Source organism: Desulfobacterales bacterium (genome assembly GCA_034003325.1).
Classification (GTDB): domain Bacteria; phylum Desulfobacterota; class Desulfobacteria; order Desulfobacterales; family JAFDDL01; genus JAVEYW01.
This window is the reverse complement of the sequence record JAVEYW010000012.1, coordinates 73,910-99,679: the sequence shown is the minus strand read 5'-3', so window position 1 is coordinate 99,679 and position 25,770 is coordinate 73,910. Positions and strand designations below refer to the sequence as shown.

The following is a 25,770-nucleotide window of genomic DNA, read 5'->3' as shown; positions in this document are numbered from 1 at the left end:
ACCGGCGTCGAGCCTCTCTTTGATTCGTTTTTCTTAAGGTACATATGGCTAAAAAGAAATTTCAGAACCACCTGAACAGCGTACGGAGAACTGTTGATATGAGGAAGAAAGTATGTGTTATGATGGCCGTCGGCTTGCTTCTATGCACACAGATCATCGGCTGGGTATGGGCAGGTCAGGTAGTGACCGGTTCTCATAAGAACTGGGCCAAAGTTACCTTGGCCCAGGAAAAAGACATCGGGGATATTACGACGCCGGGCACATTGGCTGTTCTCTATTTCATTAACAAGACCGGACGGACGGAGATCGATCCGCTTCAAAAGGGCCTCGCCTACATGTTGATAACCGATCTTTCAAAGGTCGAGGGCCTTCAGGTAGTCGAACGAGCCAAACTTCAGGCTTTAGTGCAGGAAATGGGGTTGGGGTCATCAGGATTGGTCGATCCGGATACTTCTCCAAGGGTTGGGCGTCTTTTGGGCTCAGCCCATGTTGTAAGCGGCAATTTTTATAGTTTCGAATTGGAAAAATTCGGAATCGATCCCGGCCTGTTGCAAACAGTCGACGAGAAAATTTCAGACCTTCCCGACGCCCAGGGCATCTTGGAAGAAATATTCAAAATGGAAAAAGCTGTTCTTTTTGCAATACTGGAAGCGCTAAAAAAAGTACCGGAGGATAAAAAGGCCGTCGCAGAGTTGGAAAAACCGATGACCTATAGTTTTCCCGCGCTTATTTTTTTATTCAAAGGCTTTGATGAAAGTGACAAGGGAAATTACCTGCTGGCGGCCTCATATTATGAACGCGCTTTAAAAGCGGATCCCGCCCTGACCCCAGCCTCAGAATCGTTGACCGAGCTACAGGTTTTAGGATTGATCGGCAAAAAACCAAATCCGCGCGCATTCCTCCAGTCCTTGAGGGACAGAACCTCGTTAACGGATCGGTTATCATTGGATCCGGCGCTTCAGCGGGTCAGAACACCTCGGGATGTTGAACAGCGTCAAAGTCTAAGACCGCCCAAACCGGATGATGTGGACGATGACGGAGATGGTTTCACTGAGAATCAGGGCGATTGCAATGACGCGGATGCAAGTGTTCACCCCGGCGCCATGGAAATTTGCGGAGACGGTATCGATCAGGATTGCAACGGTTCTGATCTGATTTGCCCGGAGGATATCGACAATGACGGCGACGGGTTTACGAAAAATCAGGGCGATTGCAATGACGCGGATGCAAGTGTTCACCCCGGCGCCATGGAAATTTGCGGAGACGGTATCGATCAGGATTGTGACGGTAGTGATCTACCTTGTCCGGAAGATATTGACAACGACGGAGACGGGTTCACTGAAAACCAGGGCGATTGCAATGACGCGGATGCAAGCATTCACCCAGGCGCCGTCGAAATCTGCGGCGATGGCATCGACCAGGACTGTAATGGTAGTGATCTGATTTGTCCGGAAGATATCGACAACGACGGAGACGGGTTCACTGAAAACCAGGGCGATTGTAACGATAACAACGCAAGTATTCACCCAGGCGCCGTCGAAATCTGCGGCGATGGCATCGACCAGGATTGTAACGGAAGGGATCTGATTTGTCCGGAAGATATCGACAACGACGGAGACGGGTTCACTGAAAACCAGGGCGATTGTAACGATAACAACGCAAGCATTCACCCAGGCGCCGTCGAAATCTGCGGCGATGGCATCGACCAGGATTGTAACGGAAGGGATCTGATTTGTCCGGAAGATATCGACAAGGACGGAGACGGGTTCACTGAAAATCAGGGCGACTGCAATGACAATGACCCGAATATCAATCCTAATGCTGTAGAATCATGTGATGACAACGTAGATAACAATTGTGATGGCCAGATTAACGAGGGTTGCGATTTTTTCTTTCCCGTAGAATAGCAAGCATTGGTACGGTTTGAAATGATAAGTGAAAATGAAAAATGAGCACACCCATAGCACCCGGGATATTCATTTGGAGAAATGGGGGGCTTGAAATTGGTCGGCACTAAGTTTAGTTCTTACAAAGGACGGTAAAATGAGAAGAATCGTTTTATTTTTATTGGTTATCGTAATGGCTGCGGGCGTTCAGAAAGCATCGGCGGTTGATGTTCGCTTGATGACCGGATTTGATTTCAACCGGTGGTACAGCGACCATGACAGTCGCGGAATGCAAACCTCCATTCCGGTCATCATTTATGCCGAGCAATCAAATTTTTCAACGAAAATATTAACCTCTTTCGCACACACACAGTCGGATATGTTTGGTAAAGGCAGCAACTCCCTTGGATGCGTTATCGACACCAAACTGAATTTATCTTATTCAATTATTGATCAGTTTTTTGCGGATTGTCTTTTGGGCTTTGATGTGAATTTGCCCACCGGCCGCACGGAACTGGATGCAAAAGAGTTGGAATTGGCGATGGATCCGGACTTGGTGGCCATTACACAATTCGGTGAAGGGCTCAATTTCAACCCCACGTTTACACTGGCAAAGGTCTGGAATAACTGGGCTGCCGGTGTTGGAGTGGGATACCTTTGGCGGGGGGAATATGATTACAGCGAAATGATTCACAACTATGATCCCGGAGAAATCTTGAGCTTAACCGGTGAGATTGTCTATTCTCTTTCTTCCCGATGGCAGTGCCGTTTATTCGGGGAGTTTGCGTTTTACGACAATGATGAAGTCGATAATGAGAAATATTATGAAGAGGGTATTTTTGTGCTTACGGGTTTCGGCGTTAATTATTCTCAGGACGACTGGGACATTGCCTTGACCGTTCAGGGCATTTTTAGGGGAAAAAGTGCCTTTCAGGAGGAAGGTGAAGGGATCAAGACTGAAGATCGTTCAAGCTATGGGGATGAGTGGAACGCTGACTTCGTCTGGCGATATAATTTTTCAAAAGAAACTGTCCTGCGCACGCAGGTTTATTATCTTATTGTTGCAGAAAATGATTATGGAACGGATTCCTCTTTTTATATCGGTGAAAAGGAAAAAATCTCGGTTGCGGTGGCCCTGCTGAGCCAACTGACACCCAATTTGAGAGGTGAGTTCAGCCTGAGTGGATACACGATGGATGTCGACCGAAACTGGTATTTCTCGGAAGATCGTACATTCAATGGGTTTATCATTGGCGCCAGTGTAACCCAGAGTTTCTAGGTCAGTGGTTCATATGGTTCAAGGTCGAATAATCTCCTTTGCAGCGGCTTCCGCCGCGGTCAGCCATCCGGCCAAATCTGTACTGCTCACGGTTTTTTCCGTGGCTTTTAGAATGCGGCCGGTCTCCACCTCCACGATTCGAAGATCAAGGCGCATCTGATTGGCGATAACCTGGTAAGCGCCGAATATCATCAGCCGGGCCCCCACCATTTTGCCGATACGCAACTGGGTTGAAGCATCGGCCAGTGAAGAAGATCCGAGATTCAACTCCCTTAACACCAATTGAAGCTGCTGCCGTTCAACCAGCGTGTATTGCTCGTTTTGCCGCACGGTTTCCATGATTTTCGCGGATAAAAGATCCCCTAAGTCCGCTTGGGCGGGGTCAAGCGGACTTAAATTTTCGAGATCCCAAACCGCAATTGCGGGTTTTCTTTCCTGCGGCACGGGGGATGACGCGCGTTGGTGCGTGGCGCAACTAAAGCTAACCAAACTCACGAGGACAACCATTATCACCTGCAGTTTCTTCACCTTTTTCATCCTTCCGTACCGGGTCCGCCCATTGCGGTTAGAGTGTTTCCATCAGTTTTTCAACGACCTGATCATCCTGCTTAAACGCGCGATGCTTCTGAACTACTTTTGCATAGCTTAGATCGGGCTCCACGCTGACGATTTCAATTCTCCCCACGGCCTTGGGGGCGCCCTGAAGCAGTTTCCCCTTATATTTGATAGGCGCCTGGGTTTCAATGACCTCGAACTGCGTGCCCTGAACAACGCCTTGTTTAGCGCCGATATTGAGCATTACCTCTTCGCCGCCGGCCTGCACCAAAAAGCCTTGCAACGGGTAATGTTGTATAATGGCGGTAAGAATTTCCCGAGTCAGCCCATGAAGCATTTTGGGCAATGCTTCTTCGGCGTTGAGTTGCTTGGTGATGACTTTCGGTACCGCCGTGGTTTCCGTATCGATGAGCCGAAGGCTCATCAGGGTACCGTTATGAAGATGAAGCAGCGTTCCGGTGCTGATGAGCTTTGCGGCCAGTACACGACCCAGTTTCAAGGCGGTTTCAGGATCGGCCAGATCGGACGAGCCCAGATTCAGCTCCGTCAGCAGTTGATCCAGTACGGCCCGCTCCACCACCTTTACGCGGCCCGAGGCGTTGAGCTTGTCGCCGAGTTCCGTGGTGATAACGGTTGAAAAGCCGTCTCGTTCGGAAAGCGCGCCTTTTTCCTGAAGGTCCACAAAGGTTAACACCATGGGTCTGGAGGTCCAGGTATCTTCTGATTTGGAGACTTCTTGTTGCTGAGTTTTAAACCGCTCTGATAGTTCCTTGACCAACCGATTGATTTCATCTCTTTTGGCTGCATTTTTCTGCAGCGCAAGCATCTGCTCGGCTTTTTGCGCGAGCACGGCGGCAAAGGTGTCGGATTTATTCAGGCTCAGCGCCTCGCGGTAGGAAGAGAGGGCCTGATCCCATTTGCCTTCCCTTTCATAGGTCATCCCTTTATTTGAGGTGGCTTCCACATAATAGGGATCTATGGTGACCGCCTGATCATACAACCCCCTGGCCTGGTCGAATTTTCCGATCGTGGCATAAAACCGGCCGAACTTGTTGAGCGCTTCAGCCTGGTGAAAGGTGTCCCCTTCCTTCTTCGTCACGGCTTTTTGGTATTCGGCTTCTGCTTCCGCATTTTTTTTCTGGCTATATAGAATATCCGCTTTAACCAGATGGGCCAAGGGCCTTTCAGGCGCTTTTTGCTCAACTTCCCGGGCCATGTTAAGGGCTTTTTGCGTCTCCCCTTTTTTGGCGTAAACGGCGCTAAGTCCTTCCTTTCCTATAATTTCCCCCTGCCCTTTTCCGGTCGCAACGTTTTGAAAAATCTTTTCAGCACTTGCCAGGTTTCCTTCCTTGATTTCGGCATACCCCTTGAGTGCTTTGGCCCTAATGTTTTCCGGATTTTTCTCGATCACCACATCGGTAAGGGCTTTGGCCACCAGCGTTTGTTTTTGCTGCAAGGTTCTTTCCGCAAGCTTTACGAGCATTATTTCCGTGGTTTTGCCACCGCCCTGAAAATAGTCCAGCACGGTTTGCTTCGGACCGATAATGCAGATGGTCGGTAAAATCAATTGCGCATGGTACAGCGCGCTGGTACCGCCGGAATCCAGGAGCACGGGAAAGTCCGGCTTGGTTTGGGAAATGAAACCGTCCACAGCCTTTCTGCTGGAGGTGGTGATACCCCAAATCACCAGATTCTTGTCCGCAAAGCGTTTCGCCAGTTTGTCCAGGCTGAGAAGCCCCTCCTGACTGGGCCGTGATTCGGCGTCAAAAAAATAGAGAACCGTCATCGGCTGGTTTGCCACCACGGCAAGATCATAAGTCTTTCCAGCCGCGTCTTTCAGAGAAAAACCCGGCGCCGCTTGGCCCGGCAGGATTTGTGCCAAACACACCGGGGCAAATACCACTGCCAGTATTGTCAGGGTCAGGCAGGTTTTAACGAAGAAAAAGGACTGTCGCATGGTTAACCTCCTATTGGCTTCATTCTTTCGGAATCAGGCGTGCGAAAACCGGCATTTCGCCGGTATCCCTGAGTTGCACTTGCGCTTCATATTCATGATAATCCGGCAGACTCACCCGCACCTCGTATTTTCCAACCGGAAGATCTATCTTCAGGGGGGTGTTGCCTTTAAAGGACCCGTCCAGATAGACCTGAGCACCGTCCGGATTGCTACTGATGTTCAAAACCGGCAAGGGAGTTCTTGGTCTGCTAATCGGTGCCGGCGGCGTTACCAACGGGGTGTGGCCCGATAGAAACCAGATCAGTCCGGCGGCAACGATAAGGGTACAAACCGCTGCGATCGCAAATGCCCTTCTTTTCGCCGTTTTCCGGGAAAGTGGTTGGTTAACGGATTTTGTCCCCGAATCGGTGCTGAGGCATGCCGATAATGCCTCAACCATGGATTGCCCGCTCTGAAACCGCTTGCCGGGATCTTTGTTCAGGCACTTTAATATGAGGTCGGATAACGCCCGGGAGGCCCCGCACGCAACAAACGGCTCCGCCGCAATGGGCTCCGCCGGCTCTTCACCGGTAATCGCATGAAAAATGGCAGCCAGGTTATTGCCCGAAAAAGGTCTTCTTCCGGTCGACATTTCATAAAGGATCACGCCCAGAGAGTAAAGATCCGACCGGCCATCCACGGGTTGCCCCTTGACCTGCTCGGGAGACATGTAAACCGGAGTGCCTAAAATCTCGCCGGCCTGAGTGAGCTGGGGAGCCGCGGTGTCTTCGATGTGCGCGATGCCAAAATCGGTGATTTTAATGTCGCCGTTCGGGGCAAGCATGATGTTGGATGGTTTGATATCCCGGTGCACGATGCCCTGGCTGTGCCCGTAATCAAGTGCGGCCGCGACCTGAATGCCGATATGAATGATTTCTTCAAGGCGCAGTGGATTTCCTTTAAAGATTTCATCCAGCGGCCGTCCCTCTAAAAACTCCATGGCGATGTAAACCGTGTCATGGTCTCTGCCCACATCATAGACCGTTACAATATGCGGATGCGATAGCCGGCCGATGGCCTTGGCTTCCTTTAAAAACCGCTGAAGAAAATCCTCGCTGGTGACGCGGTCCGGCCGCAACACCTTCAGGGCGACCCGGCGATCGATTTCAGGATCATGAGCCTGATAAACCACGCCCATGGCCCCTTTTCCCAGCTCCTTTTGGATCTCGTAACGCCCGTATTTCATAGGGGATTTTTTTCTTTTAAAAAGCGGATCATGGTTTCAAGCGGGATGAGAAACCCCAGGTCGGATGTCCCGCGGTATCGGCCCTTTACCATGCCCACAAGGTTACCGTTGACGTCGAACACCGGGCTCCCGCTGCTGCCCGGATAAATCTCCATTTGCACTTGCCATAGCGGTTGATCATTGACGAGGCGCGGAGGGCCGTTGATCGTGCCGGAATAAATGGTTCCCCGCAGATTGACGGGACACCCGACCGTAAACACGGCCTCTCCCATGCCGAGCAGATTCCGGCCTTCCGCAAGGTTGACGGCGGTGTCCGTTTTCATCGGCAGTTGAATCAACGTTAAGTCCATGAGTGAGTTTTTAAACAAGATTTTTCCCTCTGCCTGGTGACCGTCATAAAGGGTAACCGTTACCTCCCGAATGGTTTTAAGGTCGTGGCCCGTGCAAAGAACCAATCCCTCTCTATCAACGATAACGCCTGAAAACTGAATGTCCTTTCCGTTCGTTCGGGCATGAATGCAGACCACGGACTCTATTTTGGACAGAACCACCACCGGAACTCGCTCGCGGGTATCGCGAGAAGGCTCCACCCCGGGCGTATCGATATACTGCAACAGATGATCCCACAACTGCTGGCGCCAAGTAACCGTATTTTCTCTGGAATAACGTATGGTTACCAGCGTAGCCAGGGGAGAGCTCGGGACAAGCTCAACCGCCCAGCCGGCATCGCTTTTATCGGCCTGAAGGGTAATCCGGCCGGATGTTGATTCTATCTTTTGTATTCGGTATCCTTGGTCTTCCCACCACCTTTTCAGCACGTCCGCGGTTTCACCGATGGGCAATGGAATCCGCTTTTGCTCGGATTCGGTAACGGCAGACCCGGTCCCGCTCATAGCGGCGCAGAAGATGGCCAGGATCAGGATAATGATATGGCGAATATGGCGCATGCCGCGTTTCATTCGATTTTGATTAATACCACTGTAATGTTGTCTTTGCCGCCCCCGACCTTGGCAAGTTCAATCAGTTCGTCGGCTTTTTGTGTCAGGGGCAAAGACTTTGTTAATACATCCGCAATGTCCGCATCGTCCACCGGATCGGTAAGACCGTCCGAGCATAGCAGAAAAAGATCTCCGGACGAGAAATTGCCTCGAATCAAATCAAGTGCGGGCGTTTCATCCACCCCGACCGCTCGCAAAATCACATTTCGCATGGCGTGTGTTCGCGCTTCCTGAGGAGTAATCAGCCCCTGATCCAATTGCCTCTGAACGAGCGAGTGATCTAGCGTCAACTGTTTAAATTGACCGTTTTTGAGGCGATAGGTGCGGCTGTCCCCCATATGGCCGATGAAGAACCGATCACCCGAAAATACCATCAGTTCAGCGGTGCACCCCATCCCTTTATGTTCGGGTATTTGTTCCGTATGCCTTAAAATCCGATCATTTGCCAACCCGAAGGCTTGCTGGATCAATTCGGCTGAATCTTTGGGTAGTCCTTCCGCGGTGGAAAATATTTCCGCAACGGTTTCTGAAAAAATCCGGCTGGCCAGCTCACCGGCGGCCGCGCCGCCCATGCCGTCGGCCACCAGAAAGAACCCGAATTCCGGCCTTACCATAAACGTATCTTCGTTATTGGATCGCCAAAGGCCGCAGTCTGTTTTCCCGAATGAAACGATTTTATTCATGCAGGCAATACCGGTTCAGTCATGAGGTGATTGATTGCGTAAACGCTTTTCTATTTATCGGGAATTCATCGCAAAATCAATTGATTTATCGATTTGCGGCGGATTGGCCGAATTCATGAAACTACTTGACATGCAAGTCCAACTATTATCTATAAATAGCTATCGTCGGCTGCGCCCGCAACCCAAATTGCGACAGTAAGTAGAGGAAGGCGGCCCCGCGCGGTCTTCCTCCTCGTTCGACGGGCCCGAGCATTGATTTTAATAACATCATACGACTTATACCCATTCACAAAGTGGACAGATTATGAAACTACCACCCGCCATTGTTATTCAACTGATTCATATCGAAGGTCCCATGAAGGGAGAAATTCAGGAGTTTAGCCAACCGGAAATAACCATCGGCCGGCATGCCGCATGCGATGTCTGCTTTCCCAAGGATTTGACCATCATCTCCCGGCATCATGCCCGCATCGTCCGCGATGGCAATCGGTTTATGTTGGTAGATTCAAGCACCAACGGCTCCTTTGTGAACGGCAAACAGGTTAAGGAAGCCATTCTGAAAGATGGCGATGTCATCCTTTTTGCGGAAGGCGGGCCAAAGCTCAGTTTTTTAACTCAGATTCTGGAGGGCAACGACATTCCGGACAGTCCGCTGCAGCCAATGGTCAAGCCGTCAGTCCCGGCCCCCGTCAAATCGACGACCGAACCCGACTACCCGCCGCAGCCAACGCCGGCAACACCACCCGCGCGGCCCGTCGCACCGGTTCAGCCGCCGGTTTTTACAGCGCCCGTCAGTCCCCCGCCGCCTACGGCGCCAACACCATCACCGATGACAAGTGACCCGATGGCCTCGCAGCCCTCCGACAATATTGCCATTCAGCAAGTGAAAAAACCGCTGGTGATTCAGTTCGGCCCGACGTTGCAATCCTTTAACACGCTGCCGGTGGTGATCGGCAATGGCGGCAATTGTGACTTCAAGCTGGCGCACCCCGCCATTTTTGAGCGTCATGCCCAGATTTTTTATCACCGGGAACAATATTGGATCAGGGACTTAACCGGAAAGAACGTGGTCCGGATCAACGGGGTGCCGGTAGCTGAACAGGGCACGCTGGCGCCAGAAGCGCGCCTTTCATTGAATGCTAAAGGACCGGATTTCAGGTTTTTGGGCGACGGCAGGCTCGCGGAAATCGAACCGGAAATGGCGCAAACAGAGACGTCCGAATCAAAGGAAAATTCACCGGACATCCATAAACCCGCCGCTTCCGGCAAAGGAATGAAAGAGATCGGTGCGATGATGAAACGGATGTTGAAGCGATAATTCACCTAATCCGGCAAAGCCGGATGCTGGGATGCTGGGATGCATAAAAGCCATCTTTCACCTTCGGCGAACATACACGCAAATGCGTGCATGTTTCTGGTAAAGGGCCTAATCGTCAAGATACATTGCTGACTTTTTCCCATTTATCTTGATTCAAGTTAACTGCGGCTTCCCGCTTTTTTGTCAATAAAAATGGTATGACCGAGGTAAATTGACCATGTCCATGTATACTCAGGAAAACAGGCTGATAGCGATTGAGACGCCGCTCGGGCCAGATGTGTTGTTGCTTAGTGAGCTCAGCGGCACGGAAGCGGTTTCCCGGCTGTTTAGTTACCGCTTAACCCTGCACTCTGAAAATCACCATATTGCCTTTGCCGATATCATTGGCCGGAATGTAACCGTGTCCATTGAGCTGGACAGTGGCGAAAAACGTTACATTAACGGTATCATTGCCTCTTTTTCACAGAGCAGTGCGGATCCGGCAAGTTCGGAACCTGTTAATTTTTCGAAATATTCAGCGATTCTTGTTCCTTGGCCCTGGTTATTGGCAAGAACATCCGACCTCAGAATATTTCAGGAACTATCCGTTCCGGACATCATTGAGAGAATATTCCAGGAAAAAGGGTTCAGAGACTTTGCGATCCGGCTTCACGGACAATATGAGAGAAAAGGATACTGCGTGCAGTACCGGGAAACGGATTTAAATTTCATTTCACGATTGATGGAAGAAGAAGGGATATTTTATTTTTTTCAACATGAAGCAGGAAAGCACACCCTCGTGCTATCCGATTCGGCCGCGGAGCACAGACCCTGCCCGGAGCAGAATATCATTCGGTATTCTCGAACGCAGGGTGCCGTGGTTGATGAAGACGTTATAGACAGCCTCGAGATTCAGCAGGAAATACGAATCGGAAAATTTACGCTGAATGATTATAACTTTGAAACGCCGTCAACAAAACTTTTCGTTGAGGCCATCAGCAAAATCGATCTGGGGCCCGGTGAACGGGAAATATATGACTATCCTGCTGAGTATGGCAAACGCACTCAGGGGAACAGACTTGCCAATCTTTTCATGGAAGGTGAAGAGGCGCAGATCACGACGATTTTCGGTACTAGTAATTGCCGGGACTTGCGTACCGGTTATCGATTTGAATTGCAGGATTACTTCCGGGAAGACATGAACGACAAATCCTATGTGCTGCTGGAAATATCGCATATGGCCTCTTCAAATATCGCACGGGTCAGCAACGAGGGCGGTGCTGTTTATAAAAACAGTTTTTCCTGTATCCCCCATGAGACCCCTTTCCGTCCGCAGCGAATGACCGCCAAGCCGATCGTTGAAGGTCTTCAGACGGCGGTTGTGGTGGGGCCGCCGGGAGAAGAAATATACACGGATGAGTATGGACGGGTCAAGGTTCAGTTTCATTGGGACCGGGAGGGGCAAAATAATGAGGACAGCTCCTGCTGGATACGGGTCAGCCAGTCCGCTTCGGGCCAGGGGTGGGGGTCTATTTATGTTCCCCGAATCGGCCAGGAAGTTATCGTGGAATTTGTTGAAGGTGATCCGGATCGACCGATCATCACGGGGTGTCTTTACAACGGTGCAAATCCCCCGCCCTTCAGCCTTCCCGATGGGAAAATGATCATGGGATGGAAATCGAATACGACTCCGGGCGGCGGGGGGTATAATGAGATTTCGCTAAATGACACGAAGGGAAAAGAAAAAATAACCATTCATGGTCAGTATGACATGAATACGACCATAGAACACCATCAGACCACCAAGATCAAAACAGGGGATCGAACCTTGACGATCGACGCGGGCACCAACACCACAAAGGTGAAAGGGACGGACAGCCTGACCGTCGAGGCCGGTTCACGCACGGTGAAGGTTACGGGGGGTGACTGCAGCACCACCTCTACGGACGGCGCTGTAAAATTACTCGGAAACGGCAAAGGCGTTAACATCACCGGCAATACCAAAGGCGTCGAGATCGGGGGCACGGGCAAAGGGGTTACCGTCTCCGGCAAGGGCGGCAGCGGGGTGAAAATTAGCGGAGAACCCAATTTCGAGGCTTCGGGAGCAGCCGAAGCGGTCATATCGAGCCCAAGCGTCGATATCGGGTATCAAACGATCAAGATTCATGGGACGTCCATCGAATTATCGGCGGGCGGCTCAACCATCAAAATCGGCGGCAGCGGCATCACCATTAAAGGGCCGATGGTCAACATCAATACCTGAGCGTAGATAGCCGAACCCCCGAGGCTAAGCCTTTGAGGACCGAAGACAGACATCTATTCCGACAAAATGAATGCTTAAACAATAGGCCTTTTTTATCATGTCGTTATCCACTCCCTTTCGGCAATGGACAGTCGGCGGCGTTGGCGGTGCCAGCGGCGGGATTGGACCGCTAAGCGCCGGCGCAGCCTCCTATCGATTGACCGGAAGCGGGCATTCAATTCGGAGTGAGGCCGGCATGGAATATTTTGCAGTCCCGATTGATAGAGTGCAGATGGTTCATAATTTGCGAATGGTCCGGACATCCCGATTCAGGCATGGCAGGGCCGTCTGGGCGCCGGCCAACCGGTTGCTGGTAGGGGGTAGAATTCCCCGTCTGGTCAATAACTTCAGCCTCGGATTTGCCGGTATCGGCCCGAGCTTTGGCATTCCCGTCTCTGCCGGGGTATCCACCCCTTTGCATGATTCTACGAGCGGCCAGGTTCACTTTTCAGGGGATACCAGGCGGGCTTTGGATTTTTCCGGCGAGGGCATGATCATTGAAATCGCAGGGGCCATTTTGGGCATGGGCGGCAACTCGTTGCAAATTTTGCTGTTTGATGCACCCCATACCCTTTTTGGCGGATCGGAATCCATTGTCCGAAGAGTTCGAGAAGCCATGAGCGCCTATCACTCAAGTGGCGGCAACCTGTTGTCATCACTCCAAAGTTTTTTTTTAAATACGGCCATCTCTTTTATTTCCGGAAACTACTCCGGCGCCGGGTTGGGCATCACCTTGTATTTGGGACGTTTCGGGGGCATCTCGGAAGTTGGTTGCGGTTCCGGCACCAGCGGTCAATGCGCCCCCAGTGTTCCCTACGATGGATAAGACCGCTGCCGGCGGCTGCCTGCTTCAAACTCAGGCAAAGAGGTGTGCTTAGCGAATTAACAGCCCCTGGCGCCCGAACTGGTGCAGTTTTTCTTCAAGCGCAATGCCCATGATTCTTCTTAGCTCTGTCGGCGCTTGCATGCGCCGGCCTTCCACATCCACGACCAGAGCGCCGGATGCGGCCAAATCCGTCAGCGCTGCAACGATCGCCGTGCGATCCTGGCAGCCGTCCAGCAACGGCACCAATTGCCTTTCAAAGGTGTCAAGCGCCACCTGTTCGTGGCGACGACTGGTCACCGTCCCCTTGTGAGCCGAATATCTGACCCAGGCGCAGGCTTGCGGATGCTCCCCCGCGGACAGCACGAACGGAACGGGGTGGCAATGCAGTTCGCATATTCCTTGAGAGAAACAATTCAGCAGCGCTCCCGCCAACGTTTGCCTATCGGTCTCGATGTCCGGAACCGGTATTCCCGAGGCCTTCATCAAACCGGCGATTCGTGCTCGTGCTTTTTCCGTCAGTTCGGAAAGAGATAGGGTCGCCGGCCAGCACTCAGCCAGGCAAACCAGCGCGGTTTTCACGATCGGCTCCCGGCTGGAAATCGTCTGCTGTTGCAAGCCGTGAAATATCTCTTCCTTTTCCGAGGCCAACGAAGGGGTCGAATGCGCTGCCCTTGCGGCGGCAGCACAATGCAGACCGCTCAGGCACCACGGCCCCAGCGTCCGGTTGAGCGAAACGCCCTCATGGCACAGCAGTGTTTGCCTGAACATCCGGTTTCTCAAAAAATCCATGTATTGTTCCATTTCGATGATGTCGCGGCCCAACCGTTCCAGCGTATTGAAAATAGACGAGCCGCAATTGCCGGCAAGCATCATCGGGAACTCGGCCTCTGCGAGGTATTTAAGTCCGTGCTTGGCCGCCAGTTCGGTAAACTCATGGAAATAGACCGGCTCGTTGATCTCTTCTAACGAATCATGCCGGAAATACGTGTCCTGCCAGTTGCGCATCTGTTCCAGCTCGATTCGAAGCAGCATGCCGTACGGGTTGTTCTGTCCGCGAACGGACTCGCTCAGCCATTGGATCAGCGCGCGCGCCTGTTCGATTTGCTTTAGCGGATCATCGAATTTTCGGGAATGATACAGCATCATGTCGCGAAGCATGCCGCGCATTCGCCAGCCCGGATAAGTATTGTAGCTGATGTAGGCAACACCGTTTTCATGAAGTCGCTCGCGGCAGATGCTCAGAATTTTTTGCTGAACCGCCGCCGGTACCCACGAATACACCCCGTGGCAAATGATATAATCGAACGTCCCGAAACGTTGGTCTATATCCCGAATGTCCGAATGGCGCAGGTCGATATTCTCCAAGGACAATGCCGCGATCGCCTTCCGGCCGGCGCTGACCTGCCGCGCCGAAAGGTCGACCCCCACGAACCGGCTGCCCGGCAGGGCGCATGCCATGGGGATCAGGTTTGAGCCGTCCGCACATCCCAATTCGAGGACACGGCATGAACGAAGGTCGGGCGGGGTCATCCCGAAAAGCGCCGCAAGTGTTTCCAACCGGTCCGGATGGCTCTGTGGATAGGCACCGGCGGGATAGGGCATCTTGTCATACGGGGTGATTGCGGCGCCTTGATCTGCTTTGAAATCTTCCATGGGGGCATGTCATCTCAGTCGGCGTTATGAATGCGTGGATCCGTACCGTCTGCGCCACTCAACGTGTCTCCGGCGGATGCCGTAGAAGATGCCGGCGGAGAAGCACTGTTGCCACCGGACGCCGGGGGGCCATCCACGCCGTCATGAATGCCCCGGTCAATATCCGGACCGCTTTCTCCGTACTCCTGCACCTGGTCCACCCCCACGCCGAAAAGCTTTTCAACGAGTGTGGCCGCTGCTTGCACGATGGGTCGTTCGGCCACATTTTCAACCACATCCTTAAGGACCTCTCGGGTAGATGCCTCGCCGAGCTCTTCTGTAATTTCCCTGGCTGCCTGGCGCATGACCACCGAAACGACCGCCTTTGACATCTGCTCGCCCATCCATCCGCCGGCCTTGGAAGCGGCCCAGCTAACAGCCACGTCCACAAGGGTCAGGACCAAGCCCGAAATAAGATCCCCCAGTGTCATTCCCACAAATACGCTGTTCGGGCAGATGACGATATCCGAGGGGTAATTGCAAGGGTCATTGCAGGCCTGATTGATGCCCACAAAGTTGAAAGGAATCAGATCACACGCAACCGGCGTACCCGCGCCGTCCACATCAATTTTCACGGTTGACGCCGAGAACATCGGCTTTGACCCGCCGAATGCAATGATGAGGGGAATGAGCGCATTGTTCGGGGGAATGCCGATGTGCGGCACAACGAATCCGCTGTCGTTTCCCTGCCCGATGAACTGAAATCCAAACGGCCCGATCACGGTCTTGGAATACTTTGCCTTGATCGTAAGACCGAGCAGCGTATCCATTGAAATATGAGGGGTAATCACCGGCACGACCGAGGGCGGATTAACCGCCGTATGAGATCCGATGCCGACAAAGGTGTGGGCCGTAAGGTGAGCGACATGCATCATAACGTTACGCAATGCTCCATTTCATAACCGCCATTTCGTGATTGCCATAGCGACGCGAAACTTCGCAGATGGCGGCATATACAAGAATCACCCGGTTTTCGTCGGGTTGGACGACGACTGCGGTCAGTTTGGTTCGGGTCTCACGCTGATCGGAAGGTTTCAGCGCGATGGTGACTTTCGGCAACGTGCCGGGAAGGCGCAGTCGTTTCTCGGGCACTGATGGAAAGAGATTCTTCAGAAACAGTTCGGCATCCGGGGGAAAATTCGAAATTGCAAGGCCCGGCGAAGCCCCCTGCTGAAAGCGAAGATCGAAAAAAGGAAAACGCCCTTGCGAGAGCGTCAGAATATCCGGTGGAATCCACCCCTGGCGTGTTTCCGGCACATCGCCGGCAATCTTTTCATGCTCATGCACCTGGCCTGCAAAGGCAAGACGCGGAAACCAGGAGGGGTGGTACCAATCAAATCCGGCGGGAAGCGGTGCCCGAAGCCACGCCTCGGGTTTGCCCACCGCCAGACGCTCCGGTGTTACGGGATCAAACGGAAATTCCAGGTTAGGCACCTTTGCCGCTTCAATGCTTTCGCGGTCCGCTGTCATCAAATAGCCACAGCCACTGGGATTGCGTGGGTAATGAAACTCCGTATTGCCGGCCACGATGTCTGCAAAGCGAGGTTGGGCCGCCTGAAAGGCTTTCACCAGCGGGTCGCCTTCTCGCGCCAGCGCAACCGTGTCAACGCCGCCGTAAGCGCGATCATAGCGCAACGGCATTTTCATGAACGGCGCGGGCGGGGTGAAGGCCGCCTTTTGGCCGGTCCATTCGAGGTGTCGGTCACCGTGGACACGAACGACGCGCGTGATGGGCCCGGCGCGGAGCTCGACATCGACCGTGGGGATGGCATTATACGCATATGCGTGGCCCTGAACGACGATATCCGTTGCAGGCTTGAATGCGTATAGATCCGCATCCCAGCGGGGCGGGGAAACCAGCGGCAGGGGGCGCTCCGCCTCCCATAGGGTCACATCGTCCTGTAGCTGAAGCGCTTCTTCCGTTAGCTCACAGCGCCCGGTGGAAGCAATGGTGAAAGCCCGCTTGAAAACCAGCGCAAGCTGGGGCGTGTTCCCCGGTTGCGCACAGACAAACCGGATCATTTCCGTCCCGGGCAGCGCATTGAAGTCGATTTCACTCATAAGCTGGCACCTTCATTTCAGGTTCCGCCCATTGGATGAAATACTCGGGAGGCGGTGCGAGCGGTGCCGGGCCGGTACGAAGAACCGCGATGCGTCGTTCCAAAGGCACCATGCGGTACCGGAACACACACCGGTATCCAAAGATAACCCGTTTTTCCTCGGTTAGAAGGATAATTGAATCCAGGTGAGCAGGGAATACATAGGGCCGATCCTGAAGCTGAACGTAAACATGAAAACTTAGCTCCGGAATAGCGAACTGGCAACCACCGCCTTTCGGTTGGACATTGTTCACCATGATGATCTCACCGGGAGTCGGCGCTGGCTTCAGCACGAGGTGCGGGTTTGCATTGTTGAAGTAAGCCGGCTTCAACTTGATGAGCCGGGGCACCGGCCCTTCCGTGTTGAACTCCGCAGCGCGATGCGCGCGCAGGGACCATTCCTTCGGGTAAGGACCCGGTGCACGCGGATCCGGTTGATCCTGCCACGTCTGAATGGGATGATCCGGATCTTCGAGATTGGGAAGCAGCCCGCCTTCCGCCGCAGATTCTTCAATAAAGAAACCGCGCCCTGCCGGATTGGCGGCAAACGGCATCTCACCGGCATCGACCTGCGCTTTGCCGCCATAGGCGCGTTCCCAGACAAGGGGAATGCAAGAGAAAGGCTCCGGGGTGCTGGGGATAAGGGGTTCATCCGGACGATGACGGACCCACGTGCGATCGCCAAACACGTTAATACCGTAGGCGAATTTACCGGCCTGTATCGTTACATTGACAAATCCGGCCGTATCCTGCGACGGGTAAGCGTTGCCCAGCACTATCAGGTCCGCGCCATCACGGAGAAAGGGCGTTTCCCCCTCCAGGTCGCCGTATTCGGTTTTAAAGGGCATCCCGCCCACCGGCCATGGCGGCCCCTCATCGGAAACCAGCGCGTTGTCCTTGATTCGAAATACAGCCTTTACCACTACGGCGCCGAGCATGCGTTCTTCCGATATGATGGTATTCATAAAAACGGCGGGAAACGGGGTGCCATTATCTAAATCCATGCGCTTTAAATCCTCAGCAGTTTAGACGCACCCGTTCGCCGGTGAGACGCACATCATCGTTGGCCTTCACATTGACGTTGCCCAGCCGGGCCTTGATGGTTTGCACCCGCGCCGTGCTTGAGAGGTCGCCGACAGCATCAATGGTCGCATCGCCGCCACTTCGAATGCTAACCCCTTCGGCACCGCTGAGCGACAGACTTTTCCCTGCGAACTCAAGCGGACCGGACGATTCAATCCGTAACCCGCGTTCAAATCGCATTACGGGGCCGGACGGCGTGATGCGGATGCTGAACGTCGCCTCTCCGGACGGGGCGATAAGGGTCAACAAATCCTCGTACTCGCCGCGTTCGATCTGCAACCGCTGGCCGCCGACGAATTCTATCCGGGTAACTTGCGCAACGCACCGTTCTGAAAGGGTGGTTGCTTCACCGCCCGCTTCGGCACAGGCGACGATCGTATTTGGACGAGAACTCATATTCGCTCCTTATGAGTGAAACCCTACGGTCGGGAAATTATTACAACCAGTGCCCGGGCACCTATCGGGCTTGTCGACTTGAAACCGCCGGGCTTGCGTTTTTAAAAATACCCAAAGGCAGTGTTCATTCGGCATGGGAATAAGCGTCTGTTTTTTAGTGGGGAGCATATGCAAAAGCCGATTGTGTGTCAAGACATTTGTCGATACAACATATTGACTTGAAAGAATAATGCCAGGCGTGTCGCCTCCGTTTTAGGATACGATTCAGTCGAAGCGGCCTCAACCCATCCGATGAAGAAATCATAATGACGTTACATATCCGGATGCAAGGTTATACGCAGTAAAATCAGCAGAGACGATGCACAGGGCCACATGCCCCAACGGGGCTGTGTAACATAGCCCGGGGTTGCGGCGAAGCCGCTACCCTGGGAAACGAGATACGAACCGGTTTGTCAACAACCCCAATGGGGTTGATGGTTAATTGATCGGTTCATCGATTTCCCGGGGTAGCGGCTTCGCCGCAACCCCGGGCTAGTTGACAAAGCCCCTTCGGGGCAGGGGTGTGAGGCCGGAATTGTCAATAAGATGTAGAATTTTAATTCGATTTATATCAGGACAAAATCACCGTGGATGTTCAATATTGCCATAAGGCATTTCATTTTATAGGGTGCTTTTGATTCGATGGGTCGTCATAGCCAAATTAAAAGCGTTAGCGTCGAGTCACGATGAGCGAAAATTTCAACCGGAGCACTCACTTCACGCTTTTTTAGAGAGGTTTTTCCAATGTCCCAAATTACAGGTAACCTTTTTCGTTTCAAGGACGACCATGCTTACGAGCGCCTTCGAAACGTGTTCGGCATAGCTGGGTACAACGATGGGAACATCCTGGAGACGTTGGGGGTTAAGAACTTTCCTTCCATACGGGGAACCGATGTGCCCCTGCTGATGCGGCGTACCGAGCAGCAAAGCGCCTTGAATACGCTGATTCGGCTCTTTCTGATGGAAGTGCCGGTTTCAATGACCGCGGCAAAACGGGCTTTTGATTCTGAGGGATTGTCCGCTTGCACGAGTGCGGGATTGCTCCTGGAAAGCGGCGGGGAAGTAATCGCCCGCATCAAGATTCTTCCCTTTAAAGGTCTGCTGGTGGCGTTTGATCAGAACCGCATGCTTCTATCAGCGGAAAAAGCACGGTATGTGATGGGCATCGGCGCAAGCTCCTTGACCCTGGCCAACCTGACCATTCGAAAGCATGCCGGACGCACGCTGGATCTTGGCACCGGGTGCGGCATTCAGGCACTGCTGGCAGCTCAGCACAGCGACAGGGTGATCGCATCGGACAAAAATCCGCGGGCCGCGGGGCTTGCCGCTTTCAATGCCCGGTTAAACGGATTAGGCCACCTTCATTGTCTAGTGGGGAATCTGTTTGAACCGTTTTGCAAGCATCAATTTGACCTGATCGTGACCAATCCGCCCTTCGTTATTTCGCCCGAAACCCGATATATTTACCGGGATGGCGGAATGCCGGCCGACCATATCTGCCGAACCATTGTCCGGGAGGTTCCAAAGTTTTTAACGGATGGCGGTTATTGCCAGATGTTGTGCAACTGGGCCGAAACAGCCGATAACCCCTGGGAGGAGCGACTTCGCGAATGGTTTGACGGCACCGGATGCGATGTATGGGTGCTGCGCTCTGAAAGCCGGGATGCGGCCACCTATGCCGACACCTGGATTCGTCACACGGAGCCCGGCATCGGCCCGGAAGCCTTTGCCGAACGCTTTGATGCGTGGATGCAATATTACCGGACCCAGGGCATCGAGGCGGTGAGCGCGGGACTGATCACCATGAAGCGCGAAGCCGGCAAATTGAATCATTTCAGAGCGGAAGATGGCCCGGAAAAAATGATCGGCCCCTGTGGAAAGGATATTCAGCTCGGCTTTTCGCTTCGGAATTTTCTTTCATCTATACGTAATAATAACGAATTATTTGAGACAATGTTCCAGATAGCCCCCCATGTGCGCCTGGTGCGAGAAGCCGTCCCCGGTGAAACGGGCTGGACCGATGAATCCTTTCAGTTGCAACTGACACAGGGGTTGGCTTATAAGGGCAATGTCGACCCCTTTGTCGCCAATCTGGTGGTCGGCTGTAACGGTAAACAGCCGCTGAAAACGCTTCTGGCGCAAATGGCGACACAACTCGGGGTGGACGCCCCCGAAAAGATAGCGGAACCCGTGAGCGGTGTGGTTCGTGAGCTTGTTGCACGCGGATTCTTATTGCCGGGTCCAATCAATGATTAACCATAACAGACACGATTTTTTAATCATTCTTCCCTACTTTCTACATATTTTATTGGTAGATACAAGTTCGGACGAGAAGATGAGAACCAGTAAGCAGAGGTGACCGATGAAAACGATTTTCAACTCCATTTTATTATTTGTCTGTTGTTTGGGGCTTCTTGCCTGCAATGTACTTCCACAAAATTTAAAACTGGCGCCGAATGTCACTGTCACGGAAAGTAGTCAGGGAAAAAGCGCCGTCATTACCGTCAAGGTGGTTGATGAAAGAGCGGATTCCATTCTCGGGCATATTAGTTCTGCTTCCTTTTCCGGCAGAGCGGATATTGTGACCAGCCAGGATCTTCCCGCCTTGATTCAGGGTGAAGTCATAAAGGGGCTTTTCAAAAAAGGATTTAATGCCTTACCTTGTGAAGTGAATGAGCGGCCTGTCTTAAAAGTGGTGATACAAACGATCCGATATGATGTCATACAAGGTGTTTGGGCCAGCCGTATTGAAACCAACGCGATATTAAAGGCGGTTGCCACGGTTAACGGCACAACGCACGAAACGATTTATCGCGCTGAAGATGAGAAGAAACTCGCGTTTCAACCCACTATGGAAAAAAATGAAATCTATATCAATCAAATGCTTAATGATGTCATTAAGGTTCTCCTGAATGACCCGCAGTTGATTGACTATTTATCAAACGCATAACAGCATCCAATGCCGGGGCTATCTTGCGCAACGCCAACGGCCCCCCATCGGAAAGGTACTGCCGCAATGAATGAAAATCCCGTAGGGGCGATCCCTGTGTTTGCCCTTATCACGAAGGGCGAGCATAGGGTTCGCCCCTACAAGTTCGCGCGCCGAAAACCGGGCCGGGACCATGATTCAGGGCAAAGTTTTTTTTTCTGTCTGTTTCTTTTCGCATTCCATGCACTGGCGATTTCCATTTTATGGTTTTCCGATACGGCGTTAGCCGAATCAAAGAAAGATAGCCAGGACCGTCCGCCGGTAGTCACGGTCACAACGGTCGTAGAAAAAGAGGTGAACCCACCCGATGACTATGTGGGCCGTGTGGAGGCGATTCAGGCCGTAGACCTGCGCGCCCGGGTGGAAGGGGTTCTGGAGCAGGTGAAGTTTAAGGAGGGGGGCGAGGTTCATGCCGGTGATTTACTCTATGTGATTGAGCAAGCCCCCTATCGGGCCAGGGTGAACGAGGCCTTAGCCAAAGTCGCCGATGCCGCGGCCGCCCTCACCAAGGCCAGTCAATACCTGAAGCGGCTCCGAACCGTGCGATCCGGCGGGGTATCCGCCACCGACCTGGATACGGCGCTGAGCACGGAACTTCAGGCTAAAGCTAAACTTCAAGAGGCCAAAGCCGGCCTTGAACAAGCCGAGATAGATCTGGCATATACATGGATTAAAGCGCCCATCAACGGCCGGATCGGGCGCACCGCCTACACGCGGGGAAATCTGGTGGGCCCCGGGTCCGAACCGCTTGCCAGAATCGTCCAGATTGATCCCATCCGCGTGGTCTATTCGATCAGCGATTTCGATTCTGTCCGTATCAGCGCCGACGTCCATAACGAGACCGCGGATTCGGCGGACTGCCGCCTCATTCCTCGTATTCGATTGCCGGACGGAACCGTTTACCCCGCAACAGGTCGATTTGATTTCATGGACAATCAGGTGGATTCGGGCACCGGAAGCATTGCCGTTCGCGCGGTGTTTGACAATGCGGCAGGCACCTTGCTGCCCGGTCAGTATGTGACGGTGCAATTGACCTGTAAAACGGGCAAACACCTGCCCGCAGTGCCCCAGGCTGCTGTGCAGGAAGACCGGGAGGGCCGTTATGTGCTGGTCGTGGACGCCCGTAGCCAGGTGCAGCAACGCCGGATTACGACCGGGGGAACAATCGGCGCCGACTGGTCGGTGGAATCCGGACTGGTGGCGGGTGAGATGGTTATTGTACAGGGCACCCAAAAAGTAAGGCCCGGCCAAAGGGTGGATCCCGTTTCCGACATCAGCCAAAGGGGTGAATGAGGCATGTTATCCCGCATCTTCATCGATCGGCCCCGGTTGGCGCTCGTTGTATCGATCGTCATCACCCTGGCCGGTGTGTTGGCTTTACTGAACATTCCGATTGCCCAGTACCCGGAGATCACGCCGCCTGAAATCTACGTGAGAGCCACTTATCCGGGAGCCAATGCCCAGGTGGTGGCCGACAGCGTGGCCGCGCCGCTTGAAGCTGAAATTAACGGCGTGGACGATATGCTCTATATGTCCGCCACTTGCGCCAATGATGGCTCCTACAGTCTGAGCATTACCTTTGCGGTGGGAACCGATCCCGATATCGCTCAGGTCAATGTTCAAAACCGGGTTCAACAAGCCGTTCCCAAACTGCCGGTCGATGTGACGGATCAAGGCCTGTCCGTTCGCACGCGATCTTCCGATATGCTGGCCGTTTTTGCCTTTTTTTCACCCAAGGGAACCAGAGACAACCTATTCCTCAGCAACTATGTCGGCATCAACGTTAAGGACGCCTTAACGCGCATCAAGGGGGTCAGCGAGGCTGTTATTTTCGGGGAACAACAATACAGTATGCGCATCTGGATGTATCCCGATCGACTGACCTCCCTCGGTCTTACAGCCGACGACATTATAACAGCCGTTCGTGAACAAAATATTCAGGCCTCGGTAGGCGCCATCGGCGCGGCGCCGGTTAAGGAGACGCAACAACTCCAGTTTACCATGCAGGCCAAGGGCCGTTTAAAGGATGTCGAGGATTTTAAAAATATCATCGTTCATACCAATGCCCGCGGCGGCACCGTTCGAATTCGGGACGTGGCCCGGGTGGAACTCGGCGCCCTGTCCTATGCCTCACAATCGAGACTGAACAACGCTCCGACCATCAACATGGCGATCTACCGGACCTCCGGTGCCAACGCGCTTGAAACCGTTCAGGCTGTGGAAGCCGAGGTGAAGCGGCTCTCCGCCCGTTTTCCGGAAGATATCGCCTATCGCCCCGTGTACGACAACACCAAGTATGTTCGGGCCGCAATCGAGGAAATCGCGTTAACCCTCTCCATTACCTTTTTGCTGGTGGTGGGGGTGACATATCTGTTTTTACAGGACTGGCGCTCGACTATGATTCCGACCCTCACGGTCCCCGTGTCCCTGGTGGGCACCTTTGCCGTGCTGTTTGCCGTGGGCTTCAGCGCCAACACGGTGACGCTATTCGCCCTGATTCTGGCGATCGGCCTGGTGGTGGATGACGCCATAGTGGTGGTGGAAAATGTGCAACGCCTGATGCAGGAAGAAGGACTCGACCCCAAGACTGCGGCTGTTAAATCCATGGAACAAGTGACCGGCCCGATTATTGCCACAACCCTCGTGTTGTTGGCCGTGTTCGTGCCGGTAGGATTTATGCCTGGCATTGCCGGTCAATTGTACCAGCAGTTTGCGATAACCATCTCCACGGCGGTGGTGCTCTCGGCGATCAATGCCCTGACATTGAGCCCCGCGCTCTGCGCCACCCTCCTGAGACCGCCCCGGCCCATTCGGCGCGGGCCCCTATCATGGTTTTCCAAGGTGCTTATCGCCTCCCGCAACGGGTATGTGGCCGTGGCGTCGCGGTTGGTCCGCCGGTTTTCCATTGTTCTTTTTATTTTTCTGCTCGGTTTCTTCGCCAACACCTATCTGTTCGTCAACCGGCCGTCGAGTTTTCTGCCGGCGGAAGATCTTGGTTCTTTTTATGTCAATGTGCAACTGCCGGACGGTTCGGCGCTCGCGCGCACCAATGGCGTGATGCAGCAGGTTTCGGAAATACTCCACCAAACTCCCGGCGTGGCCGATGTCATTGCGGTCAGCGGGCGCAGCCTTCTCAGTGGTACGGGCGAAAATTTAGGGCTCTGCGTGGTCGTGTTGACCCCCTGGAATGAGCGGAATCGACCGGAACGGCAGATTGAAGGGCTTCTGCGCAATGTACGGCGCCAGTTGAATGCAGTTCCCTCCGCCACTATTGTCGCGTTCGGACCACCGGCCATTCGAGGGCTGGGACGCACCAGCGGGTTTGACTTTCAACTTCAAGCCATTGGCGAAAAAACCCCGCAGGAACTCGCCGCAGTGAATCGCGCCCTGGTGGTGGCCGCCAATCAGGATTCGACCCTACAGGCGGTTTTTTCGACTTATTCGGCCAATGTACCGCAAATTTTCATCGATCTGGATCGAACCAAGGCCGAAACCCTCAAGGTGCCGGTCACCCGTGTATTTTCGACATTGCAGGCGCAACTGGGTTCCCGTTATGTCAATGATTTCAACCTTTACAGCCGGGTGTTTCAGGTCAAGGTGCAGGCCGATGCGCCCCATCGTGACGCGGTGGAAGATATCAAAAAGCTCTATGTGCGCAGCGATGACGGGGCGATGGTGCCCATGCGCTCCCTGGCGAATATATCCACGGTACTCGCGCCGCAGTCCGTGAACCGTTATAATCAATTTCTTTCTTCCCAAATCAACGGCGAGCCGGCCCCGGGATTCAGCTCGGGGCAGGCGATTGCGGCCATGGCTGACATTGCCGAAAAAACATTGCCGGAAGGATATGCGTTTGAGTGGAGCGGGCTTTCTTATCAGGAACAAGCCATTCGCGGCCAGGCGCCGGTTTTGCTTGCGCTTGCATTGCTCTTCGGGTACCTCTTTCTGGTGGCACAGTACGAAAGCTGGACCATACCGTTGACCATCATTGTCTCGATTTCAATGGCCACCCTTGGCGCGTTGGCCGGTCTATGGATCTGCGGATTGGACTTGAGTATCTATGCTCAGATAGGGTTGGTGCTGCTGGTGGGCTTGGCGAGCAAAAACGCGATTCTGATCGTTGAATTTTCCAAAACCCAGCGGGAAACCGGCAAGTCCATTGCCGAGGCAGCGGCGATCGGCGCCCGGATTCGTTACCGGGCCGTGTTGATGACCGCCTTTTCCTTTATCTTCGGCGTGCTACCCATGGTCATCGCCACGGGCGCAGGCGCCAACAGCAGACGGGCAATCGGAACGACCGTGTTTGCCGGTATGTTGGCGGCAACATTGGTTGGGATTTTTTTAATTCCGGGTCTCTATGCCGCCGTGCAGACTTCCCGCGAGAAAATCTCAGCGCGAAGACATCGGAGGCATCGGGGAAACCAGGCATCCGGCTGATTATCGAACGCCTTAACATGCCGTTAA

Annotated in this window: 19 protein-coding genes; 9 read left to right on the top strand and 10 right to left on the bottom strand. The window is 53.4% G+C overall.

The window, feature by feature from the left end; translation table 11 throughout:
* Nucleotides 1-98 precede the first annotated feature (98 nt).
* Together RBT11_13830 and RBT11_13825 are read left to right on the top strand one after the other, a co-directional pair.
* Nucleotides 99-1,907, top strand: coding sequence for a MopE-related protein (locus tag RBT11_13830; protein ID MDX9787859.1), 1,809 nt, complete (start codon nt 99-101; stop codon nt 1,905-1,907).
* Between the two features lie 136 nt (nt 1,908-2,043).
* Nucleotides 2,044-3,165, top strand: coding sequence for a hypothetical protein (locus RBT11_13825; GenBank protein ID MDX9787858.1), 1,122 nt, complete (start codon nt 2,044-2,046; stop codon nt 3,163-3,165).
* Between the two features lie 18 nt (nt 3,166-3,183).
* Here RBT11_13825 and RBT11_13820 read toward each other — a convergent pair whose 3' ends face one another.
* Genes RBT11_13820 through RBT11_13800 form a run of 5 tightly spaced genes read right to left on the bottom strand, consistent with a single transcriptional unit; the run spans nt 3,184 to nt 8,583 of the window.
* Nucleotides 3,184-3,693, bottom strand: coding sequence for a FlgO family outer membrane protein (locus RBT11_13820; protein ID MDX9787857.1), 510 nt, complete (start codon nt 3,691-3,693; stop codon nt 3,184-3,186).
* 37 nt (nt 3,694-3,730) lie between these two features.
* Nucleotides 3,731-5,677 carry a redoxin domain-containing protein gene (locus RBT11_13815; GenBank protein ID MDX9787856.1) on the bottom strand — a complete coding sequence of 649 codons (1,947 nt, stop codon included), beginning with the start codon at nt 5,675-5,677 and terminating at the stop codon, nt 3,731-3,733.
* A gap of 19 nt (nt 5,678-5,696) precedes the next feature.
* Complete coding sequence (locus tag RBT11_13810; GenBank protein MDX9787855.1) at nt 5,697-6,902, bottom strand: serine/threonine-protein kinase; 1,206 nt, start codon at nt 6,900-6,902, stop codon at nt 5,697-5,699.
* Nucleotides 6,899-7,849, bottom strand: a complete 951-nt coding sequence (locus RBT11_13805) for a serine protease (GenBank protein MDX9787854.1) — start codon at nt 7,847-7,849, stop codon at nt 6,899-6,901. Before RBT11_13805 ends, RBT11_13810 begins: the two co-directional genes overlap by 4 nt.
* Nucleotides 7,850-7,857: 8 nt before the next feature.
* The gene (locus RBT11_13800) at nt 7,858-8,583 is read right to left on the bottom strand and encodes a Stp1/IreP family PP2C-type Ser/Thr phosphatase (protein MDX9787853.1); all 726 of its coding nucleotides are present in this window, start codon (nt 8,581-8,583) and stop codon (nt 7,858-7,860) included.
* Nucleotides 8,584-8,887: 304 nt separating this feature from the next.
* On the opposite strand from RBT11_13800, the gene RBT11_13795 reads away from it, so the two are divergent.
* The 3 genes from RBT11_13795 (at nt 8,888) to RBT11_13785 (ending at nt 13,008) form a co-directional block, all read left to right on the top strand.
* Entirely contained in the window at nt 8,888-9,901 is a 1,014-nt protein-coding gene (locus RBT11_13795; GenBank protein MDX9787852.1) for an FHA domain-containing protein, read from the top strand.
* 217 nt (nt 9,902-10,118) lie between these two features.
* On the top strand, nt 10,119-12,143 hold the full coding sequence (gene tssI, locus RBT11_13790; protein MDX9787851.1) for a type VI secretion system tip protein TssI/VgrG: 2,025 nt from the start codon (nt 10,119-10,121) through the stop codon (nt 12,141-12,143).
* Between the two features lie 97 nt (nt 12,144-12,240).
* On the top strand, nt 12,241-13,008 hold the full coding sequence (locus RBT11_13785; protein MDX9787850.1) for a hypothetical protein: 768 nt from the start codon (nt 12,241-12,243) through the stop codon (nt 13,006-13,008).
* A gap of 48 nt (nt 13,009-13,056) precedes the next feature.
* Here the strand turns inward: RBT11_13785 and RBT11_13780 are convergent, their stop codons facing one another.
* The 5 genes from RBT11_13780 to RBT11_13760 are packed head-to-tail and all read right to left on the bottom strand — an operon-like array spanning nt 13,057 to nt 18,278.
* Nucleotides 13,057-14,661, bottom strand: a complete 1,605-nt coding sequence (locus tag RBT11_13780; protein MDX9787849.1) for a class I SAM-dependent methyltransferase — start codon at nt 14,659-14,661, stop codon at nt 13,057-13,059.
* Between the two features lie 14 nt (nt 14,662-14,675).
* The gene (locus RBT11_13775; GenBank protein ID MDX9787848.1) at nt 14,676-15,575 is read right to left on the bottom strand and encodes a hypothetical protein; all 900 of its coding nucleotides are present in this window, start codon (nt 15,573-15,575) and stop codon (nt 14,676-14,678) included.
* 4 nt (nt 15,576-15,579) lie between these two features.
* On the bottom strand, nt 15,580-16,761 hold the full coding sequence (locus tag RBT11_13770; GenBank protein ID MDX9787847.1) for a DUF2169 domain-containing protein: 1,182 nt from the start codon (nt 16,759-16,761) through the stop codon (nt 15,580-15,582).
* Nucleotides 16,754-17,803 (bottom strand): DUF2169 domain-containing protein, encoded by a 1,050-nt coding sequence (locus tag RBT11_13765; GenBank protein MDX9787846.1) that lies wholly within the window; start codon nt 17,801-17,803, stop codon nt 16,754-16,756. The genes RBT11_13770 and RBT11_13765 overlap by 8 nt, the downstream gene beginning before the upstream one ends.
* A gap of 13 nt (nt 17,804-17,816) precedes the next feature.
* Nucleotides 17,817-18,278 (bottom strand): hypothetical protein, encoded by a 462-nt coding sequence (locus tag RBT11_13760; protein ID MDX9787845.1) that lies wholly within the window; start codon nt 18,276-18,278, stop codon nt 17,817-17,819.
* A gap of 783 nt (nt 18,279-19,061) precedes the next feature.
* Here RBT11_13760 and RBT11_13755 point away from each other — a divergent pair.
* The 4 genes from RBT11_13755 to RBT11_13740 all read left to right on the top strand — a co-directional run bounded on the left by RBT11_13755 (nt 19,062) and on the right by RBT11_13740 (nt 25,743).
* Nucleotides 19,062-20,573, top strand: coding sequence for a class I SAM-dependent methyltransferase (locus tag RBT11_13755; GenBank protein MDX9787844.1), 1,512 nt, complete (start codon nt 19,062-19,064; stop codon nt 20,571-20,573).
* A 106-nt stretch (nt 20,574-20,679) separates the two neighbouring features.
* Nucleotides 20,680-21,267, top strand: coding sequence for a YajG family lipoprotein (locus RBT11_13750; GenBank protein ID MDX9787843.1), 588 nt, complete (start codon nt 20,680-20,682; stop codon nt 21,265-21,267).
* 66 nt (nt 21,268-21,333) lie between these two features.
* Complete coding sequence (locus RBT11_13745; GenBank protein ID MDX9787842.1) at nt 21,334-22,599, top strand: efflux RND transporter periplasmic adaptor subunit; 1,266 nt, start codon at nt 21,334-21,336, stop codon at nt 22,597-22,599.
* 3 nt (nt 22,600-22,602) lie between these two features.
* Entirely contained in the window at nt 22,603-25,743 is a 3,141-nt protein-coding gene (locus tag RBT11_13740; protein MDX9787841.1) for a multidrug efflux RND transporter permease subunit, read from the top strand.
* Nucleotides 25,744-25,770: the final 27 nt, after the last annotated feature.

Coding starts and splice junctions, on each gene's coding strand:
- RBT11_13800 (MDX9787853.1), bottom strand. CDS start 8,583: ATGAATAAAATCGTTTCATTCGGGAAAACAGACTGCGGCCTTTGGCGA.
- RBT11_13750 (MDX9787843.1), top strand. CDS start 20,680: ATGAAAACGATTTTCAACTCCATTTTATTATTTGTCTGTTGTTTGGGG.
- RBT11_13765 (MDX9787846.1), bottom strand. CDS start 17,803: ATGGATTTAGATAATGGCACCCCGTTTCCCGCCGTTTTTATGAATACC.
- RBT11_13755 (MDX9787844.1), top strand. CDS start 19,062: ATGTCCCAAATTACAGGTAACCTTTTTCGTTTCAAGGACGACCATGCT.
- RBT11_13745 (MDX9787842.1), top strand. CDS start 21,334: ATGAATGAAAATCCCGTAGGGGCGATCCCTGTGTTTGCCCTTATCACG.
- RBT11_13830 (MDX9787859.1), top strand. CDS start 99: ATGAGGAAGAAAGTATGTGTTATGATGGCCGTCGGCTTGCTTCTATGC.
- RBT11_13805 (MDX9787854.1), bottom strand. CDS start 7,849: ATGCGCCATATTCGCCATATCATTATCCTGATCCTGGCCATCTTCTGC.
- RBT11_13740 (MDX9787841.1), top strand. CDS start 22,603: ATGTTATCCCGCATCTTCATCGATCGGCCCCGGTTGGCGCTCGTTGTA.
- RBT11_13770 (MDX9787847.1), bottom strand. CDS start 16,761: ATGAGTGAAATCGACTTCAATGCGCTGCCCGGGACGGAAATGATCCGG.
- RBT11_13775 (MDX9787848.1), bottom strand. CDS start 15,575: ATGATGCATGTCGCTCACCTTACGGCCCACACCTTTGTCGGCATCGGA.
- tssI (MDX9787851.1), top strand. CDS start 10,119: ATGTCCATGTATACTCAGGAAAACAGGCTGATAGCGATTGAGACGCCG.
- RBT11_13810 (MDX9787855.1), bottom strand. CDS start 6,902: ATGAAATACGGGCGTTACGAGATCCAAAAGGAGCTGGGAAAAGGGGCC.
- RBT11_13780 (MDX9787849.1), bottom strand. CDS start 14,661: ATGGAAGATTTCAAAGCAGATCAAGGCGCCGCAATCACCCCGTATGAC.
- RBT11_13760 (MDX9787845.1), bottom strand. CDS start 18,278: ATGAGTTCTCGTCCAAATACGATCGTCGCCTGTGCCGAAGCGGGCGGT.
- RBT11_13795 (MDX9787852.1), top strand. CDS start 8,888: ATGAAACTACCACCCGCCATTGTTATTCAACTGATTCATATCGAAGGT.
- RBT11_13815 (MDX9787856.1), bottom strand. CDS start 5,677: ATGCGACAGTCCTTTTTCTTCGTTAAAACCTGCCTGACCCTGACAATA.
- RBT11_13825 (MDX9787858.1), top strand. CDS start 2,044: ATGAGAAGAATCGTTTTATTTTTATTGGTTATCGTAATGGCTGCGGGC.
- RBT11_13785 (MDX9787850.1), top strand. CDS start 12,241: ATGTCGTTATCCACTCCCTTTCGGCAATGGACAGTCGGCGGCGTTGGC.